The following is an 18,514-nucleotide window of genomic DNA, read 5'->3' as shown; positions in this document are numbered from 1 at the left end:
ATTACCGCGCCTCCTGGTCGTTGTCCACGCCGTGTGCGGCCCACATCGGCTGCCGCTCCGCGCGTCGCGCGGTCCCGCCCGGCCGTTCCTGCCGTTCGCTGCGTCCGCGCAGCGCGGTGTGCAGTCCGTCCCACAGCGTGCCGTCGGTGCGGTCCCTGGGGTCGGGGTCGGTCAGCACCACTCCGATCACCGGTATGCGCTGGTCCGCGAGCTGCCGTGCCACGGTGTGCAGCCAGGCGGCGCTGCCGTGTCCGGCCCGGACGACGAGAACGGTCTGGGTGCCGAGGTACTGCAGGTCGGTCCAGGCCGTGCCGGGCGCCACCGAGCCGACGCCGAGCCGGAGTTCCTGCTGGGGTTCGGCCGCGGCCCGCTCGCCGCCGATCACGGCCGGGTCGCCCGGCTTGGCGCGGTGGCCGGAGAGCTGGGAGCCGGGCAGTCCGTCGATGAGGGCCACGGGTCCCTCGGCCGCGAGCTGCCGGCCGATGTCCAGGGCGAGGACGCCGGTGGTGCGCGCGGCGCCGAGTTCGAGCAGGGACACCGCCTCCGCGGAACCGCGCACGGTGCGGGCAAGGCTCGTGGTGAGCCGCTCGCGGGCCACGCGGGCCCGGCGCCGCCGCCAGGGCAGTGCGGACCGGCGGGGCAGATCGGTGATGACCGAGGCGCCGAGGTGGGCGGCGATGTCCCGGCGCAGCACCGGGCGGTCCTTCACCACCACGCCGACCGCGGCCAGGGCGAGCCCGAGCACGAGGCCGAGGACGAGGCCGATCGCGGCGTCGGTGGCGGCGGACTTGGGCATCGAGTAGGGCACTGGGCGCGGATCGTCCACGATCTGGGTGCCGGCGGTGACCCGGGGCATGCCGGTACGTGCGTCCGCGGCCCGCTCGTCGAAGTCGGCGATCCGCGAGTTGAGTTCGGCGCGGCGGGCGAAGAGCGTCTCCAGGCTCGCCGACGCCTGCGGGTCGGTGTCCGGCGAACGGTCGCCGATCTCCTTGTTGACCTCGGCGAGTTCGTTCCGCATTCGGTCGCGCTGTTCGAGCAGGGCGTCCGATTCGGCCTTCGCGGTGGCCCGCATCCGGCGTACGTGGTCGGCGACGAACGCGTCGGCCAGCGCCTGGGCGCGGTCGACCGCCTGCGCCTCGGTGTCGCCCGTGACGTCGATCTGCATCAGGTTGTTGGTCAGGCCGGTGCCCTGGTAGTCCCGCAGGAAGTCCTCGGGCTTCTGCGAGGAGTTCAGGGAGCGCAGGGCCAGTTCGGCGATGCGGGTGGTCCCGAGGACCTCGACGTCGGTGCGTATCAGGGTCCCGGAGTCGTTCGGCTGGTCGTCGGCGTGGGCGACCAGCACCTTGGTGACCGCGCTCGGGGGCGGCGGCAGCACGACCGCGATGGCGGCGCCGGCCAGCAGCCCGAACAGGGCCATGGCGGACCAGAGGCGACGGCGCCTGCGCACCGCCACCACCAGTCCCTGAAGATCGATGAGCGGAGTGGGCGCCGACGACTCCGACGTCGTACTCGTCGTCACGCTGAGCCTCCCGGGGCGTGGCTGTGGACCGCCGGCGCCGGAGCGGCGTGGTGCGGAGGGTGATCGGCCGGCGACGACGGCCGGGCCAGGACCGGGTCGGCGACGACGAGGCCGACGACCTCGTGCCCGCCGTCCGCGCACGCCCGGGCGATGCCGGTGAGTTCGGCGCTGGTCCAGTTGCCCGCGCTGACCACGATCAGGGCTCCGGACTCGGTCGCGCGGTCCGGCACCATCGGCCGGTCCACGGACACCGGGACCAGCCGCAGCAGGGGGTGTCCCGCGCTCGCGGAGCCGGTGGACGGGTCGTTCGCGGCCTCGGCGACGAGCTGCCCGGCCGCCCGCTGGGCCACGCGATCGCCCTCCGGTACGACCGCGAGGAGCCGCTGGTGCGCCGGCGAGCGGTCGCGCAGGCGGGCGCACACGCGCCGGTAGCGGATGCGTCTGCCGGCCTCGTCGCCCGATCTCTGCGGGTCCGGGGTGTCCCATCGGGTGTCGGTGCCGAGGAGCCGGCCGAGCCGGGCCCTGGTCCCGCCGCCCTCCGCGCGGTGCGCGTGCCCGTCGTCGGGTACGTCGACGCTGCCGATGAGGTCCGCGCCCAGCGCCGCGGCGATCTCGCGCTCGGTGCGCGGGCGCCGGTTCATCCGGGCCGCGGCGAGGTGGCCGATCACCGCGACGAGGAAGAACAGCACGGCGCCCGCGGCGATGAGCTGGACCCGGGTCGGGGCCGCTTCGCCGGTGGGCCGGGCCGCCGGGCCCATGACGACCATGCCGGCCGTGTTGCTCGCGGGGTCGGCCTGGTCCAGCTTCGTCATCGCCTCTTCCAGCGAGGTGCGCAGCTTCTCCAGCGAGGTGCGGGCCTCGACGCCCTCCACGGTCTGTCCGGGGTCGGCGGCCCGGGCCAGCTCGCTGATGCGGCGGTTGGCCGCCTCCACCTGCTTGCGCAGCGCCGCGCGCTCGGTGGCCGCCTCGTTGTCGGCGCTGCCGCCCGCGATCTGCTTGGCGAAGCCGACGAACTGCTGGGCCGTGCGGTCGGAGAGCCGCTGGGCGTGCTGGGGTGTGTCGGCCGTGCCGGAGATCTTGATGATGTTGCCGTCCGCCGCCTTGGCGACGACCTGGTCCTCGAGGTCGGTGCCGCTGACGCCCGACCAGCGCAGCTTGTCGGCCACGAGGTCGAGCACCGTCGAACTGGTCGCGATGTCGACCTGCGTGAGCAGTTCACGCTCCTCCCACTGCCCGGGCAGCAGGACCGAGGCCGTGGTCGTGTAGCGCGGCGGGAACACCAGCGAGGCGCCGTAGCCGACGAGCGCGCCCACCACGGCGAGGGCGGCCAGCAGCCGCCACCGCCGTCGGAGCATCCGTCCGATGACGACCAGACGGATCGTGTCTTCGTTCAACGACGCGGCCTCTTCCTTGTCCGTACCGTCGGGCCGCACGCCGCGGCGTAGGCGGCGAGCAGTGAGGCCTGCGAGTTGCTCCACGAGAGCGGTCCGCTGATCCGCTCCTGACCGATCCGGCCCATCTCGGCGCGCTTCTCCGGGTCGTCCAGCAGCACGGTGATGAGCTTGGCGAACTCGGCCTCGTCGTTGGCCGGCGCGTAGACGGCCGCGTCGCCGGCGGAGACGCGTGCCTCCCGGAGCTCGAACGAGACGAGCGGGCGGCCCATCGCCATGTACTCGAGGACCTTGTTCATGGTCGACACGTCGTTGAGCGGGTTGCGCGGGTCCGGCGAGAGGCAGACGTCCGCCGTGGACAGGTAGCGCACCAGGTCGGCGTCCGGGACGCGTCCGGTGAACTGGACCTGGTCGTCGAGTCCGAGCGACCGGGACAGCTCCACCATCGCGTCGAAGGCGTCACCGGAACCGACGAACACGGCGTGCCAGTCGGTCCGCCCGAACTCGTCGCGCAGCTTGGCGAGGGCGCGCAGCGCGTAGTCGACGCCGTCCTGGGGGCCCATCACCCCGAGGTAGCAGAGCAGATGGGGCTTGCCGCGCTTCAACTCCGGCTCGGGCGGCACCGGTTGGAACCGCTCGACCGCGGGTGCGCTGCGCACCACGAAGACGTCCTCCGGCCGCTTGCCGCCGCGACTGACCGCGACGTCCCGGTAGCTCTCGTTCGTGGCGAGCACGATGTCCGCGGCCCGGTAGGTGCGCCGCTCCAGCGCGCACACGGCGCGGTAGAGCAGGTCCTTGCCGCGGTCGAACCGGGACAGGTACAGCTCGGGCACCAGGTCGTGCTGGTCGAAGACGAACCGCGCGCCACGCCGCTTGAGCCACCGGGCCGCCAGGAACAGCAGGTCGGGCGGGTTGCAGGCGTGGACCACGTGGACCGGGCCGACCTTGCGGATCAGCCGGGCCGTGTGCCACAGCGCCGTTCCGTACTCGCGCAGATAGCCGGCCGGGCCGCCGGTGGCGGCGCGCAGCGGGTAGCGGTGGATCCGCACCCCGTCGATCACCGCCTCCGGCTCCGTGTCCCGCTTCTCGCCGCGGGGACAGATGACGTGCACGTCCCAGCCCGCGTCGCGCAGGGTCAGGCACTCCTGCCACACCCGCCGGTCGAACGGCACGGACAGGTTCTCCACCAGAATCAGCGCGCGCCGGCCGTGCCGGTCACCGCCGACAGCGCTACCAGACAAGGCCCGTGTATCCCGGTTCGGTCCGGCGCGCGTCGGCGTCGGGGAGGCGGACGAGGTCGATGATGTCGGGTCCGTCACCGTGGGGCAGGGCCGCGAGCACGGCCTCGTCCTTGGTGCCGACCAGGCACACCTCGGCGTGGTCGAGCACCTCGTCGACGGAGTCGGCGAGCAGCTGTGCGAGGTGCGGCAGCCGGTTCTCGATGTACTCGCGGTTGGCGCCGAGCAGCCGGGACATGCTGACGTTCGCGTCGTGGATCCGCAGGTCGTAGCCCTTGCCGAAGAGCCGCTCCGCCAGTTCGACGAGCGGGCTCTCGCGCAGGTCGTCGGTGCCGGGCTTGAAGGACAGACCGAACAGGCCGACGCGGCGCTTGCCGGAGCGCTCGACCAGGTCGACCGCGCGCTGGAGATGGTCGGCGTTGGACGACAGCACGTGCGACAGGATCGGCACCGAGACGTCGGCCCGCTGCGCCGCGAAGACGAGGCTGCGCAGGTCCTTCGGCAGGCAGGAGCCGCCGAAGGCGAAGCCGGGCCGCAGATAGGCGGGGCTGATGTTCAGCTTGCGGTCGGCGAGGAACACGTCCATCACCTGGTGGGAGTCGACGCCCAACGCCTGGCAGACCGCGCCCAGTTCGTTGGCGAAGCCGATCTTGAGGCCGTGGAAGGAGTTGTCGGCGTACTTGATCGCCTCGGCGGTCGGGATCGGCACCCGGAACACCTCGCCGGGCAGATCCTTGTACAGCGCGAGGACGGCGTCGCCGCTGGCCGGGTCGAGTTCGCCGATGACGGTCTTGGGCGGGTCGAAGAAGTCCCGCACGCTCGTGCCCTCGCGGAGGAACTCGGGGTTGACCGCGACGCCCAGCTCCACACCCGCGGTGCCGCCGACGCTCTTCTCGAGGATGGGCACGAGCAGGTTGAGGCAGGTGCCGGGGAGCATGGTGCTGCGGAAGACGACGGTGTGCCGTCCGCCGCGCTCGGCCAGTGCCGTGCCGATCTCCTCGGTGACCCGCTCCAGATAGGTGGTGCACAGACTGCCGTTGGACTCCGAGGGTGTGCCGACGCAGATCAGCGACACCTCGCTGTCGGCTATCGCCTCGCGGACGTCGCGGGTGGCGCGCAGGGCTCCGGTCCGCACAACGTCGGCGATCAGTTCGCCGATCCGCTCCTCGACCACCGGGGCCTTGCCGTCGTTGACCAGGTCGACCTTCACCTGGTTGACGTCGACCCCGATGACCTCGTGACCCATGCTGGCCAGGCACGCGGCCGACACGCAGCCCACGTAGCCGAGCCCGAAAACGCTGACTCTCATGACGTGTTACTCCCCCCAGGCAGGCCCTTGTGGCCTGCGGTCCGCGCACCGCCGGTCCGGCGGTCCCCACGCATCAGTACGCCCCCTGCCCATGGATCACCGCTCGCAGCGTCTTCCACAAGATCACCGTGTCCAGGGCGAGTGACCAGTCCTCCACGTACCGCAGGTCGAGGCGGACGGCCTCTTCCCACGGCAGGTCGCTGCGCCCGCTGATCTGCCACAGTCCGGTCAGTCCGGGCTTGACCAGCAGCCGACGCCTTATGTCCGGGCCGTACGCGGCGGACTCCTCCGGCAGCGGCGGTCGCGGGCCGACGAGCGACATCGACCCGGTGAGTACGTTGAACAGTTGCGGGAGCTCGTCGAGCGAGTACCGGCGCAGCACGGTTCCCACCCGGGTCACCCGAGGGTCCCGGCGCATCTTGAACAGCAGTCCCGCGCCCTCGTCGCGGTCGGCCAGCTCGGCGCGCGCGGCGTGGGCTCCGGCGACCATGGTGCGGAACTTGAGGATGGTGAACTCCTCGCCGTTCTTGCCGACCCGGCGCTGGCGGTAGAACACCCCGCCGCGGCTGTCGCCCATCACGAGGATCCCGACCAGCGCCATCAGCGGTGCGAACAGCACCAGAAGGAGTGCCGCGCCCAGCCGGTCGACGACCGCCTTGATGGCCCGGCGGGCGCCGGTGAAGGTCGGCATGCTGACCCGCAGCAACGGGATCCCGAGCACCGCGTCGACGTGCAGACGCGGACCGGCCACCTCCATCAGCACGGGGGCCACGACCATCTCGGCGTCGCTGCCCTCGAGGTTCCAGGCGAGCCGCTGCAGTCGGTCGGGGGTCCAGTGCGGGTCCGGGGTGACGGCGACGACGCGATAACCGTCGCGCTGCACATGGCTGGCCAGGTCGGCGAGCCGGCCGACGACCGGCACTCCGTCCAGGTGGTCGCCGTCGGGCCCGAGCCCGTCCGTCGTGCACACGGCCTCGATGCGCCAGCCGAGGTGCGGGAACTTGCGGGTCCGGGTGATCAGGTCGCGCACCGTGGCCGGGCTTCCGGCGGCGAGCACCGGTCTGAGGCACTGGCCGTCCTTGCGCTGCTTGTGCAGCCAGAGCCGGAGCAGATACCGCTCGGTCATGGTGACGATCCCGATCGCGGGGATCGCGACGAAGATCCAGAGTTTGATGTTCCGCGAGGTGAGCGCTATGCCGCCGAGCGCGAGCACGACGGTCGCCGTGAACAGCGAGCGCCCGAGTCGGCGGAACTCCTCGGCTCCCTGGCCGAGCACGGCGGGGGCCCAGGCGCGGCTCACCGTGAGGGCGGCCAGCACCAGCAGCTCGGTGCCGAAGGCCAGGATCCCCCATTTCTCATGCCAGTTGGCCGCGTCGCGCGCCCCGAAGAAGTTGCCTATGGCCGCCACCACCAAGGCGGTGGCCACCATGTCGCTCGTGATGACGGAGCGGCGGTACCGCTGCTCCCAGTCGTTCGCCGGCTGGCTGATCGCCTCGTCCGTCAGACGCCCGCGCGCCGACGAAAAAGGGCCGACTAATCCCCCCTGCCGCACAGAAACCCCCCGGTCCCCAGTGGTGGTGCTTGGTCGGTGATGCAATTCCCCCAGGAGGCCCCCGCCTCCCGCACCGCGCCGTTCTCCCGCCGGAAAGCCCCCGCCTTCCGTGCTCGGCCTCACGGCCGTTCAGCGCTGTTCGAGCCCGTCACGACGAATACCCCCACGCCTGCCTCGCGCAAACCGCGACAGCACACGAGAACCCGTCGACGCCATGAGTGCTCCCCTCACCCAGGGCCCCTGCTGGACTCCACAAATGGATCACCTCACTGCCGGGACTGGAGTGACTCCTGCCGATCAGCCACGACTCGTGACCGAGAGATCAGCATTTGTCGCCCCGTGTCCCACCATGTGAAGCACGGTCAATCTAGACCATGGGGACCCCCCTGAAGAGGGGGATGTGTGGAATTTGTGCTTGATATTTGAAGTCGGCTCAACTGGCCGATGTTCGCCCACAGTTGCCCTCATGAGCCGCACACACCGTGTGACCTGTGCCGACGTGACGATTCCAGGGGGCCCGGCAGCGGCGGCCGGACCCCCTGGATCAGGCCCCTCTTGGAGAAAGTCGTCCGGATTCGATCAGCCGCCGAGCCCCTCCACGAAGAGCCGGGTCAGCGCCGTCGGCGCGGTGATGGCGGTGCCCACGACCACGCTCGCGGCCCCCGCGGCCAGCGCCTCGGCCGCCTGCGCGGGAGTGGCGATCCGGCCCTCGGCGACGACGGGAACGGAGACGGCCGCGGCGAGTTCGGCGACCAGCCGCAGATCCGGGCCGCTCTGCCGCGGCGATCCCGGGACGTACCCGGACAGGGTGGTGGAGACGAAGTCGGCTCCCAGCCGCGCTGCCTCGATTCCTTCGGTCAGGTTCGAGACATCGGCCATCACGAGGGCACCGGCCTCGTGCACGGCGGCGACGAGCTCCGCGAACGTGCCGCCGTCCGGGCGCGGGCGCGCCGTGGCGTCGGCGGCGACGACCGCGGCGCCCGCCTCGACCAGGGCGCGGGCGTGCCGGACCGTCGGGGTGATGTAAACGCCGGTGTCGCCGTCCTTCCACAGGCCGATGACGGGCAGGCCGACGGTGGCGACGGCGGCCGCGACGACCTCGGGCCCGTTGACGCGCACGGCCGCGGCGCCGCCCGCCTCGGCGGCGCGGGTCATACGGACGAGGGTGTCGGTGTGGCGCATCGCGTCGCCGGGCGGCGCCTGGCAGGACACGACGAGGCGGCCGGTGAGGGCCGCTGCGAGGGGGTGGGTCATCGGCTGGCTCCGGTGGTGCGCGGGGTGTGCAGGGGCAGGGTGCGGGTGAGCGCGGCGCCGCCCAGGACCGCGGCGTCGTGTCCGACGCGGGGCTCGCCCGGCGTCAACTGCGCGAGCGGCGGCATGAGTTCGGCGCTGAACGCCTCGTGCAGGGCGTTTCGGTACAGCGCGCCGATCCGGGTGACTCCGCCGGTGACGACGACCCGCTCGGGGCCGAGGGCGTTGGCGAGACCGCCCAGGGCGCGTCCGACGGCCCGGGCGCCGAGGGTGATGGCGGCGACGGCGTCCGGGTCCCCGCGTCCGGCGCGGGCGGCGACCCGCTGGAGGGGCCCGGGCGGGGTTCCGGTGACGCGGGCGTAGCGCGCCGCGATGCCGGGCCCGGCGGCGACGGCTTCGAGGTGGCCGGTGGCGCCGCAGGTGCAGGGCAGCCCGGCGGCCTCGGGGCTGGGCAGGTGCCCGAGGTGTCCGGCGATGCCGCGCGCGCCGTGCAGCATGCGGCCGGACACGGCCACGGCGCCGCCGACACCGGTGCCCACGGCCGCGTAGATCAAGGAGCCGAACGGGCCTCCCTGCGCGGCCAGTTCGGTGCCGGCGGCGGCGCGGACGTCGTTGTCACAGGCCACCGGCAGCCCCGTACGGGCGGCGAGTCCGGCGGCGAGGGCGGTACCGGCCCAGCCGCGGATGGTGTCGGTGGCGCTGGTGACGGTTCCGCTCACGGGGTCGATGACGCCGGCCGCGGCGACGCCGATGGCGGTGGCCCGCGCGTCGCGCACCGCGGCGGCGGCCCCGGCCAGGGCGTCGAGGACGGCCTCGGCGCCGTCGGCCGCCGGGGTGGGCCGGGTGTGGCGGGCGAGGAGGGTGCCGTCGGCCCCGACGAGGGCGGCGTCGATCTTCGTGCCGCCCAGGTCGAGGCCGATGACCGGCGCGGGCCGTGTCGTGGGAGTCATCGGACGGGCAGCAGGCCGGCCGCCCGCAGGTGCCGTTCGACGACGGCGATCGAGTCCGCGCTCAGCTGGATCTGCGACACGGCGGTCGTGCCCTGGGTGAAGACGCCGAGCAGGCTCAGGGCGTGCTTGAACGCGCCGATGGCCGAGGAGTTGCGGCCCATCTCGCTCTCCGGGCCCGCGTCGACGAGGCCGAACAGCTCGACCAGCCGCTCCTGTTCCTTGACGGCGGTGTCCAGGTCGCCGCCGCGCACGGCGTCGTAGAGGCGGACGTATCCGGCCGGGTCCACATTGCCGAGCCCGGGGACGACTCCGTCGACGCCCGCCAACAGCACGGCGTCCACGGTCAGTTCGGAGCCGGTGAGGATGCTGAAGTCGGGGGCAGGGCCGTCGGCGCGGCCGTGCCGCCCGCCGAGCTCGACGAGGAGGCGGCGCAGCGAGCCCTCGTCGCCGCTGCTGTCCTTGAGGCCGACGATCGTGCCGTCCTCGGCGAGTTCCCGCACCAGCCCGGCGGAGAGTTTGCTGTGCACCGAGACCGGCACGTCGTAGGCGAACAGGGGGACGTCGACCCGCTCCCGCAGGGTGCGGAAGTGGCGGGCGATCTCGACCGGGTGGGTGCGGGCGTAGAAGGGGGCGGTGGCCACGAGGGCCTCGGCGCCCGCGGCGTGGGCGGCGCGGGCGTGTTCGACGACGCGCGGGGTGGTCATGTCGATGACACCGGCCAGGACCGGGACGCGTCCGGCGGCGGCCTCGACGACGGTGTCCAGGGCCACGGCGCGCTGCCGGTCGGTGAGGAAGGCGACCTCGCTGCTGGAGCCCAGCGCGAACAGACCGTGCACTCCCCCGCCGATGAGGTGCTCGACGAGCCGGGCGAGGGACGCCGTGTCGACCTCGCCCGCACTGTCGAGCGGGGTGCACAGGGGCGGGACGACGCCGCGAAGAGGCTGGGACCAGGACATGGGAACTCCAGAGATGGTGCGTGGGTGGATCGGAAACGGGCGGGGCCGCCCGCGCGGGCGGCCCCGCGGGGTCACTGGGCTGCGATGGTCAAGGTGCCGTCGCCGTAGGCGTGTTGGCGGCCGCGGACCTGGTAGTCGGCGGTGGCCTTGACGGTTCCGGCCGTGGCGGTCGCGGGCACGGTGACGGGCACCTTCACGGTGGCGCCCTGGCCCGGATCGAGCGCGGGCACGGTCACGCCGGGCGCGCTGTAGCCCGACGGCAGGGTGAGCGTGACCGAACCGGCGGGCAGCGCCACGTCGTTCTGGCTGACGACGCGGACGGAGACCTCGGTGGTGGCACCCGCCTTCAGGCTCGCGGGCGGGGTGACGGTGACCGGGGCGCAGACCCCGCCGAGCCACTGGAGGTCGAACGACGAGTACGTGATGTGCTGGTAGTTGTCGCGTTCCCAGAGCAGGCCCATGCGGGCGTTGGCGCCGGTGCCGTCGCTGAGCGGGGTGAGCGTCGAGTACGCGGCCGAGCCGGCCTCGACGGTCTTGCGCACCGGCCAATTCCGGCCGTTGTCGCAGGACAGCCGGACGGTGAGGTTGGTGCGGCCACTGGTGGTCGCGGTGTTGCTGAACATCAGCCAGGGCGCCCGCGCGTGGGAGGCGGCGACGCCGGGCGCGAAGCGGGTGATCGAGCCGTTGTTGGCGGGGTCGGGCAGTTCGGTGTCCTGCTGGAAGGCGGTGTAGGTGACGCCGCCGTCGCTCGAGTAGGCCACCGTCCGGTAGGGCGCCGAGCGGTTGTTGAGCATGATCCGCCCGTCGGACAGCTCGACCGTCTTGTTCTCGTCGCCGCCCGGGCCCACGGGAGTGCCCGTTCTCCAGGTGGCGCCGTGGTCGTCGCTGTAGGCGCTGACCGCGTAGTTCGCGCCGTTCTTGCGGATCGCGTACTGCTGGATCAGGCGCCCCTTGTACGTGCCGTGACGCAGTTGGATGCCCTCGCCGGACGCGGCGAACATGCCTCCCCAGGACGGGTCCTTGATGTCGGCGGTGATGCGCTCGTGGCTCCAGGTCGCGCCGTCGTCGTCGGAGTAGCTGTAGTCGGCCTGGAGGACGTTCGGGTCGCTCTCGTCGTTGCCGGTGGCGGAGCCGAGGAAGCCCTGGTTCACGGAGGCCGCGTAGAAGAGGAAGATGCGGCCGGTGTCGTGGTCGACGAGCAGGCTGGGGTCGCCGTACCCCTTGGGCGCGGCGTCCTTGCGGACGACCTGCTGGGCCTGCCAGGTGGCGCCGCCGTCGGTGCTGCGGCGCACCACCACCCCGATGTCGGACGGCAGGTCGGCGAGGGTGGGGCGGGCGTCGTAGGCGGCGATCAGGGTGCCCGCGCCGGTCCGGGTCAGCGCGGGGATGCGGTAGTACGGGGAGCCGGTTCCCGCGGTGGCCAGGTCCTGCGAGGTGAGGGTTCCCGCCGTGGCGCCGTGGGCGACGGTCGTCGTCGCGGCCACGACGGTGAGTGCCGCGGCGAGGGTGGCCAGGGTGACTCTTCGCTGCATGAACGGACCTCTTCTCGGGTGGGGGTCAGACGAGTTGGGGGTCGTGCAGGGGCCGGGCATCCGTGGGGTGACCGGGGGCGAGGAGTGTGCGCACCCATCCGAGCTGTTCGCGCCGGTGATGACCGCCGCCGCCCTCGTGGCCGTTGAACTCGTAGACGCGGACGTCCTTGGGGCCGGCGTAGCGGTGGTAGGCGGCGAAGCAGGTGGAGGGTGGGCAGATGTCGTCCATCATCGCGATGGAGAACAGGGCCGGGGCGGTGGCCCGGGCCGCGAGGTGGGCCGCGTCGACGTAGGACAGCGTGCGGAACACGCTGTCCGTGCGCTCGCGGTACAGGCTCAAGTAGGCGGCGATCTCGGTGTACGGGCTCGTGGCGGAAATCCGTGCGGCGCGCCGGATGTCGCACAGGAACGGGACGTCCGGCAGCACGCCCGCGAGCCCCGGCACGAGTCCCGCCACCGCGAGGGCGATGCCGCCGCCCTGGCTGACGCCGGTCACCACGATGCGGGCCGGGTCGACGGCGGGGTGGTCGCGCAGGGCGTCGACGCAGCGGACGGCGTCGGTGAACACCCTTCGGTAGTAGTGGTCTTCGGGGCGTTCGACCCCTCGGGTGAGGAAGCCGGGGACCGAGCCGCCGGTCGCGGCGGCGTCCGGGGTGGCGCCGACGGCGGTGGACCAGCCCTGGCCGCGGGTGTCCATGATGAAGTACGCGTATCCGGCGCTCGCCCAGAGCAGTTGCTCGTGCGGGAGGCCCCGGCCCCGCCCGTATCCGAGGAACTCGACGACGCAGCCCAGCGGTTCGCGTGCGCCGGCCGGCAGGTGCAGCCATCCCCGGACGGGTTCGCCGTCGAAGCCCGGCACGGTCGCGTCGAAGGTCGTGACCTGGGTCAGGCCGGTGTCGACGGGTGCGAAGTGCGGGCGGGTGTCGGTGTCGCGCGCCCGGTCGAGGGTGCCGGTCCAGAACCGGTCGAGGTCCGCGGGTTCGTCGAGTTCGGGCCGCAGTGCCAGGCACTGGGCGAGGGTCAGGTCCGTCAGCGGCATGAGAAGGGGCCCCGATGGGTGTGGCGTGCGTGCGGCACGGCGGAAGGGAACGTGGGGTCGGCACGGAGGCCGGTCACCTCGAAACACCAGACGTCAGATGTCTGCTGTCAGGGGACTCTAGGAGCCTCCGTGACACCCGTCAAGAAGCACGGGCCGGAATCGGGCCCGGTGGAGGACACGACGAGGTACCGCTCGTGCGGAGCGGTACCTCGGGCGCGGACGGCCGGGTCAGCGGCGGGCCCGTGCCTCCATGATCCGGCGGCGCACCGGCTCGTAGTGGTCGACCAGCGCCGCCTCGAACTCAGCGGCGTCACGGGCGCGCACGGCGTCCACGATGCGCTGGTGGTTGGCGATGGTGGCGGCCCCGTACTCGTGCGTGAACACGTCGAGATGCGGAGCGACGATCACGTAGACGTCCCAGAAGGCCGCGGACAGCTGGCCGATCAGGTTGTTGCCGAGCGGCGCGACGAGCAGCGTGTGGAAGGAGCGGTCCGCGTCGACGAAGCCGTTGCCCTTGCCCGCGCCGGTCCTGCGCATCGTGTCCACGTATCCCTGGAGCCGGTCGACCTGCTCCTCGTCCAGCGCGGCGACGAGCTGCTCGGCCATGCCCCGCTCGAAGAGCTCGCGCACCTCGACCAGATCCCACATGACCTGGAAGTCGTCGTCGGGGCTGAGCAGACCGCGGAAGGTGAGGCTCTCGACCAGGGCGGACAGGCTGAGCCGGCCCACGTACGTGCCGTGTCCGTGGCGCACCTCGACGATGTCGAGCGCGGTGAGGATCCTGATCGCCTCCCGCACGCTGGAGCGGCTCGCGCCCAGGGCCTCGCACAGGGCCGGTTCGGTCGGCAGCGGGTCGCCGGGGCGGAGCTTGTTGTGCAGGATGTACGTCTTGATGCCGTCGACGACCTCTTGTCTGAGCGGCTGCCGCGCCGACTTGGGCGCCGGCATCACCGGCCGCGCGGACCCCTGTTCCACCGCCACCTCTTGACCCCTCTCCTTGACCGGACTACCTTCCCACACTATCAAGGCGTCAGACATCATACGTCTGATGCGCAGTCTGTGAGGTTCTCACCACACTCGCTGCCGGAACGACCACGTCTCTGGTCATTCTTAGTCACCCTCTCTTCCGCCTGGAGGACTCCTTGCCCTCGCGCAGCGCAGCCGGCGTCGATCGCCGCACCTTCATGAGATACACAAGCGCCATCGGTGTGACGACCGCGATCACCGTCGGGTCGACGGGCTGCGGCGGCCCGGCCTCCAGCGGGGACGGGGCGGAGAATTCAGCGGCCGGTGACACCGGCACCATCGAGGCCGGGCTGTCCTACCCGCTGTCCACGGGCTTCGACCCGATGATCACGTCGGGGGCCACGCCGTACGCGGCGAACATGCACATCTTCGAGGGCCTGGTCGATCTCGACCCGGCCACGCTCGTCGCCCGCCCCGCGCTGGCCACGGCCCTGCCGAAGAAGATCAACGGGACGACCTACCGGGCCACGCTCCGCAAGGGCGCCACCTTCCACGACGGCTCCGCCGTCACCACCGAGGACGTGGTCTTCAGCTTCGAGCGGGTGCTCGACGAGAAGAACGCCTCGCTGATGGCGCAGTTCGTGCCGTTCATCGACGAGGTCACGGCGGTCGACGACAGCACGGTCGAGTTCAAGTTGAAGTACCCCTTCGCCCTCTTCCCCTCGCGGGTGTCCGTGGTGCGGATCGTCCCGAAGAAGATCGCGGGCGCGGACGCCAAGGCGTTCGACGCGAAGCCGGTCGGCTCGGGCCCGTACCGGTTCGTCTCCGCGACGCGCGAGGACAAGATCGTGATGGAGGCCTACGACCAGTACAACGGCCCCCACCCGGCCAAGGCCGAGAAGATGGTCTGGCACCTGATGTCGGACGCGTCGGCCCGGGTCAGCGCCCTGCGGTCCGGGCGCGTGCAGGCCATCGAGGACGTGCCCTACATCGACATGAAGGGCTTCACCGGCAAGAACAAGGTCGAGTCGGTGCAGTCGTTCGGACTGCTGTTCCTCATGTTCAACTGCAAGGACAAGCGGTTCGCGGACAAGCGGGTGCGCCAGGCGCTGCACTACGCCCTGGACACCGAGAAGATCATCGAGACGGCGCTGCTCGGCAACGCCGAGCCCGCCTCCGGGTACGTGCCCGCGACGCACCCGGACTACCACAAGGCCGCGACCGTCTACGGGCACGATGTCGCCAAGGCGAAGAAGCTGCTCTCCGAGGCCGGCGTCGGCAAGCTGTCGTTCACCCTGATGCTCACCGACACCGGCTGGGTCAAGGACATCGCCCCGCTGATCAAGGAGAGCTGGGCTGCGGCCGGCATCGACGCCAAGCTGGACATCGCCCAGTCCCCGGCGCAGTACGCCAAGGTCGACAAGGGGAGCTTCGACGTGCTGGCGGCGCCGGGCGACCCGTCGGTCTTCGGCAACGACGCCGACCTGCTGCTGCGCTGGTTCTACTACGGATTCTGGCCCGAGAAGCGCTACGGCTGGACCGGCTCGGCCGCGTACAAGAAGACGAAGTCGCTCCTTGACAAGGCCGCGGGCGCCGCCGACGAGAGCAAGCGCAAGGAGCTGTGGGGGCAGGTCACCGACCTCGTCGCCGAGGAGGCCGCGCTCTACCCGGTGCTGCACCGCAAGCTGCCCACCGCCTGGACCACCGACGCGCTCACCGGCTTCCAGCCGCTGCCGACGACCGGCCTGTCCTTCGTCGACGTCGGCCGCGCCTGACCGTCGCACCGCAAGGCCGCCGGGCCCGCCCGCACCTGATCCGCGGGGCGGGCCCGGCCCCCAACCTCTAGGAACCTCACGATGGTTGCATTCCTCCGGCTCGCGCTGCGCCGCGTCGCGATGATGCCGGTGATGATCCTCGGCATCGCGCTGCTGGTCTTCGTCGTCATGCAGTTCTCGCCGGCCGATCCCGCGTACAACGCGCTCGGCGACAGCGCGAGCCCCGCGGCGCGGGCCGCGTTCGCCGAGGCGCACGGGCTCAACGACCCCCTGCCCGTGCGGTACTTCTCCTTCCTGGGCCAACTCCTGCGAGGCGACCTCGGGGTCACCGTGCCGCCCAGCCAGCCCGTCGTCGACCGCATTCTGACGGCCTTCCCGCTCACCCTGCAGCTGACCCTGCTCGGCCTGGCGCTGGCCATCGTGCTCGCGCTGGTCCTCGGCGTGACCAGCGCCATGTACCGCGACCGCTGGCCCGACCAGGTCTTCCGCGTCCTGTCGATGGCGGGGATCGCCCTGCCGTCGTTCTGGCTCGGCGTGCTGCTCATCCAGCAGTTCGCGCTGAACACCCCGCTGTTCCCGACCGGCGGCTATGTGAACCCGGCCGACTCCTTCACCGGCTGGCTGCGCTCGCTCGCCCTGCCCGCGATCTCGCTGGCGCTGCCCGTCGCCGCGTCGCTGGCCCGCCTCATCCGCACCTCGATGGTGACCGAACTCGACCGGGACTACGTGCGCACCGCCCGGGGCAGCGGCCTGCCGCCGTTCCTCATCATCCGCTCGGTGCTGCGCAACGCCCTGGTCACCCCACTCACCGTCCTCGGTGTCAAGGTCGGCTATCTGCTCAGCGGCGCCGTCGTCATCGAGGCGATCTTCGACCTGCCCGGCATGGGCAAGCTGATCCTCGAAGGCGTCTCCGGCGGGGACGTCGCGCTCGTCCAGGGCACCGTGCTCACGATCGCCATCGCGTTCCTCGTGGTCAACGTCGTCGTCGACCTGCTCTACCTGCTCGTCAACCCGCGTATCAGGACGGTGTGATGCTCGCCCCACGCTCTCTCGCCGGGCGCCTCGCCCGGCCCGGCGCCCGGCTGCGCCGCCTCTCCCCCACCGCCCGCGTCGCGCTCGGTGTGCTCCTGGTCGTCGTGCTCGGCGCGGCCCTCGCCCCTCTGCTCACCCAGGACCCACTCGCCACCGGCACCCCGGCCCAGGCGCCGAGCGGCGCCCACTGGTTCGGCACCGACCGGGCCGGCCGCGACGTCTTCGCCCGTGTGGTGCACGGAGCGCGCTACTCGCTCGTCATCGGTTTCGGCGCCACGTTGCTGGCCCTGGCCATCGGCTCCGTGCTCGGCGCGCTGGCGGCCACCTCGCGCAAGCTCGCCGACGAGAGCGTGATGCGCACGCTCGACGTCGTGATGTCGTTCCCGCCGATCGCCCTCGCCGCCGTGCTCGTCGCCGTGTTCGGACCGAGCGTCCCGGTCATCATCTTCACCATCGCGTTCGTCTACGCGCCCTCGCTGGCCCGCGTCGTCCGCGCCAACGTCCTGGAGCAGTACGGCGAGGACTACGTCGCCGCCGAGCAGGTCATCGGCGCCCGGCGCGGCTACATCGTCGCGCGGCACGTCGCCGTGAACTGCGCGGCCCCGGTGCTGGTGTTCGCCACCGTCATGGTCGCCGACTCGATCATCTTCGAGGCGAGCCTGTCGTTCATCGGCGCCGGTGTGCAGGACCCCGACCCGAGCTGGGGCAGCGTCCTCGCGTACGGCCGGCAGATCCTGCTGTCCGGCGGCTGGTGGGCCACCTTCTTCCCCGGTCTGTGCCTGCTGGTGACCGTGCTCGCGCTGAACATCCTGTCGGAGGGGCTGACGGACGCGGCGGCGGCACCGGACAGGTCCCGCACCGGGGGCGACGACGAGGCGCACCCCGTGGTGCCGGGCGACACCGCCGTGCCGCAGGGCGACGTGGACACCGCACTCGCCGAACTCGCCGAGCGCCTCTCGCACATCGAGCCCGCGGTCCCGGCGCTGCCCGCCGACGCGGCCGACCTGCTCGTCGTCCGCGACCTCGCGATCCGCTTCCCCGACCGGTACGGCGACACGCGCGTCGTCGACGGCATCTCCTTCACCGTGCGCGAGGGCGAGACGCTGGGTCTGGTCGGCGAGTCCGGCTGCGGCAAGTCCATCACCAGCCTCGCGATCATGGGGCTACTGGCCCGCAACGCCGAGGTCGAGGGCGAGATCCGCTACCGCGGCCGCGATCTGCTCACCCTGACGCCGAGGGAGCGCCGCGCCCTGATGGGCCCGGAGATCGCCATGGTCTACCAGGACGCCATGTCGTCCCTGAACCCGTCCGTGCTGATCGGCACCCAGCTCAAGCGGCTCACCTCCCGGGGCGGCACCCGCACCCCCGCCGAACTCCTCGACCTGGTCGGCCTCTCCCCCGACCGCACCCTGCGCAGCTATCCGCACGAACTCTCCGGCGGCCAGCGCCAGCGCGTCCTGATCGCCATGGCCCTCTCGCGCAGCCCCCGGCTGCTCATCGCGGACGAGCCGACGACCGCGCTGGACGTCACCGTGCAGGCCCAGGTCGTCGAACTGCTCACCCAGTTGCGGGACGAGCTCGGCTTCGCCATGGTCCTCGTCTCGCACGATCTCGCCCTCGTCGGCGACCTCGCCCACCGGGTGGCCGTCATGTACGCGGGTCAGGTCGCGGAGGCCGGGACGACCCGCTCCCTGCTGACCGATCCGGCGCACCACTACAGCCGCGGTCTGCTCGGCTCCGTCGTCTCCCTGGAGGCGGGCGCGGACCGGCTCCACCAGATCCGCGGGGTGGTGCCCGCGCCCCGGTCGTTCGGCGCGGGCTGCCGGTTCGCCTCGCGGTGCGCCGCCGCCACCGATCTGTGCGCCGCCACTCCCCCGGCCGCCGCCGAGCGCGGGGGCACGGACGACCACCGGTTCGCCTGCCACCACCCGGCGCCCGCAGCACAGCCCGTACCGTCCCTGGAGAAGACCCGATGACCGCGCTGCAGCACGCCCCGGACCGCTC

General features: G+C 72.2%; 14 protein-coding genes. 3 read left to right on the top strand and 11 right to left on the bottom strand.

Annotated features, from left to right (window positions below; all coding sequences use genetic code 11):
* Position 1 precedes the first annotated feature (1 nt).
* From ABZ930_RS18455 to ABZ930_RS18405, 11 genes are all read right to left on the bottom strand, one after another.
* Positions 2-1,519 carry a Wzz/FepE/Etk N-terminal domain-containing protein gene (locus ABZ930_RS18455; RefSeq protein WP_361548915.1) on the bottom strand — a complete coding sequence of 506 codons (1,518 nt, stop codon included), beginning with the start codon at positions 1,517-1,519 and terminating at the stop codon, positions 2-4.
* A complete protein-coding gene (locus tag ABZ930_RS18450) occupies positions 1,516-2,913 on the bottom strand; it encodes a Wzz/FepE/Etk N-terminal domain-containing protein (RefSeq protein ID WP_361548913.1) in 1,398 nt (465 codons plus the stop codon). Before ABZ930_RS18450 ends, ABZ930_RS18455 begins: the two co-directional genes overlap by 4 nt.
* Entirely contained in the window at positions 2,910-4,151 is a 1,242-nt protein-coding gene (locus ABZ930_RS18445) for a glycosyltransferase family 4 protein (protein WP_361548911.1), read from the bottom strand. The genes ABZ930_RS18450 and ABZ930_RS18445 overlap by 4 nt, the downstream gene beginning before the upstream one ends.
* Positions 4,141-5,457, bottom strand: a complete 1,317-nt coding sequence (locus ABZ930_RS18440; protein WP_361548909.1) for a nucleotide sugar dehydrogenase — start codon at positions 5,455-5,457, stop codon at positions 4,141-4,143. Before ABZ930_RS18440 ends, ABZ930_RS18445 begins: the two co-directional genes overlap by 11 nt.
* Before the next feature lie 73 nt (positions 5,458-5,530).
* Positions 5,531-7,009, bottom strand: coding sequence for a sugar transferase (locus ABZ930_RS18435; protein ID WP_361548907.1), 1,479 nt, complete (start codon positions 7,007-7,009; stop codon positions 5,531-5,533).
* Positions 7,010-7,588: 579 nt separating this feature from the next.
* On the bottom strand, positions 7,589-8,263 hold the full coding sequence (locus tag ABZ930_RS18430) for a putative N-acetylmannosamine-6-phosphate 2-epimerase (protein ID WP_361548905.1): 675 nt from the start codon (positions 8,261-8,263) through the stop codon (positions 7,589-7,591).
* Positions 8,260-9,210 (bottom strand): ROK family protein, encoded by a 951-nt coding sequence (locus ABZ930_RS18425; RefSeq protein WP_361548903.1) that lies wholly within the window; start codon positions 9,208-9,210, stop codon positions 8,260-8,262. Before ABZ930_RS18425 ends, ABZ930_RS18430 begins: the two co-directional genes overlap by 4 nt.
* Positions 9,207-10,166 carry a dihydrodipicolinate synthase family protein gene (locus ABZ930_RS18420; RefSeq protein WP_361548901.1) on the bottom strand — a complete coding sequence of 320 codons (960 nt, stop codon included), beginning with the start codon at positions 10,164-10,166 and terminating at the stop codon, positions 9,207-9,209. Before ABZ930_RS18420 ends, ABZ930_RS18425 begins: the two co-directional genes overlap by 4 nt.
* A gap of 71 nt (positions 10,167-10,237) precedes the next feature.
* Complete coding sequence (locus ABZ930_RS18415) at positions 10,238-11,698, bottom strand: exo-alpha-sialidase (RefSeq protein WP_361548900.1); 1,461 nt, start codon at positions 11,696-11,698, stop codon at positions 10,238-10,240.
* Between the two features lie 25 nt (positions 11,699-11,723).
* Positions 11,724-12,737, bottom strand: coding sequence for an acetylxylan esterase (locus ABZ930_RS18410; protein WP_361548898.1), 1,014 nt, complete (start codon positions 12,735-12,737; stop codon positions 11,724-11,726).
* A gap of 228 nt (positions 12,738-12,965) precedes the next feature.
* A complete protein-coding gene (locus ABZ930_RS18405; RefSeq protein WP_361549029.1) occupies positions 12,966-13,685 on the bottom strand; it encodes a FadR/GntR family transcriptional regulator in 720 nt (239 codons plus the stop codon).
* A 236-nt stretch (positions 13,686-13,921) separates the two neighbouring features.
* On the opposite strand from ABZ930_RS18405, the gene ABZ930_RS18400 reads away from it, so the two are divergent.
* The 3 genes from ABZ930_RS18400 (at position 13,922) to ABZ930_RS18390 (ending at position 18,486) form a co-directional block, all read left to right on the top strand.
* Positions 13,922-15,478, top strand: a complete 1,557-nt coding sequence (locus tag ABZ930_RS18400) for an ABC transporter substrate-binding protein (protein WP_361548896.1) — start codon at positions 13,922-13,924, stop codon at positions 15,476-15,478.
* Between the two features lie 81 nt (positions 15,479-15,559).
* On the top strand, positions 15,560-16,510 hold the full coding sequence (locus tag ABZ930_RS18395; protein WP_361548894.1) for an ABC transporter permease: 951 nt from the start codon (positions 15,560-15,562) through the stop codon (positions 16,508-16,510).
* Positions 16,510-18,486 carry a dipeptide/oligopeptide/nickel ABC transporter permease/ATP-binding protein gene (locus ABZ930_RS18390; protein WP_361548892.1) on the top strand — a complete coding sequence of 659 codons (1,977 nt, stop codon included), beginning with the start codon at positions 16,510-16,512 and terminating at the stop codon, positions 18,484-18,486. Before ABZ930_RS18395 ends, ABZ930_RS18390 begins: the two co-directional genes overlap by 1 nt.
* Positions 18,487-18,514: the final 28 nt, after the last annotated feature.

Source organism: Streptomyces sp. NPDC046716, assembly GCF_040645755.1.
GTDB lineage: Bacteria > Actinomycetota > Actinomycetes > Streptomycetales > Streptomycetaceae > Streptomyces.
The sequence above is the reverse complement of the archived record's forward strand: the minus strand, read 5'-3'. Positions and strand labels throughout refer to the sequence as shown.

What these genes read in the sequence shown, in the direction of transcription:
- ABZ930_RS18440 (WP_361548909.1), bottom strand. Translation starts at nt 5,457, where the DNA reads ATGAGAGTCAGCGTTTTCGGGCTCGGCTACGTGGGCTGCGTGTCGGCC.
- ABZ930_RS18430 (WP_361548905.1), bottom strand. Translation starts at nt 8,263, where the DNA reads ATGACCCACCCCCTCGCAGCGGCCCTCACCGGCCGCCTCGTCGTGTCC.
- ABZ930_RS18425 (WP_361548903.1), bottom strand. Translation starts at nt 9,210, where the DNA reads ATGACTCCCACGACACGGCCCGCGCCGGTCATCGGCCTCGACCTGGGC.
- ABZ930_RS18420 (WP_361548901.1), bottom strand. Translation starts at nt 10,166, where the DNA reads ATGTCCTGGTCCCAGCCTCTTCGCGGCGTCGTCCCGCCCCTGTGCACC.
- ABZ930_RS18415 (WP_361548900.1), bottom strand. Translation starts at nt 11,698, where the DNA reads ATGCAGCGAAGAGTCACCCTGGCCACCCTCGCCGCGGCACTCACCGTC.
- ABZ930_RS18410 (WP_361548898.1), bottom strand. Translation starts at nt 12,737, where the DNA reads ATGCCGCTGACGGACCTGACCCTCGCCCAGTGCCTGGCACTGCGGCCC.
- ABZ930_RS18405 (WP_361549029.1), bottom strand. Translation starts at nt 13,685, where the DNA reads ATGCCGGCGCCCAAGTCGGCGCGGCAGCCGCTCAGACAAGAGGTCGTC.
- ABZ930_RS18400 (WP_361548896.1), top strand. Translation starts at nt 13,922, where the DNA reads ATGAGATACACAAGCGCCATCGGTGTGACGACCGCGATCACCGTCGGG.
- ABZ930_RS18395 (WP_361548894.1), top strand. Translation starts at nt 15,560, where the DNA reads ATGGTTGCATTCCTCCGGCTCGCGCTGCGCCGCGTCGCGATGATGCCG.
- ABZ930_RS18390 (WP_361548892.1), top strand. Translation starts at nt 16,510, where the DNA reads ATGCTCGCCCCACGCTCTCTCGCCGGGCGCCTCGCCCGGCCCGGCGCC.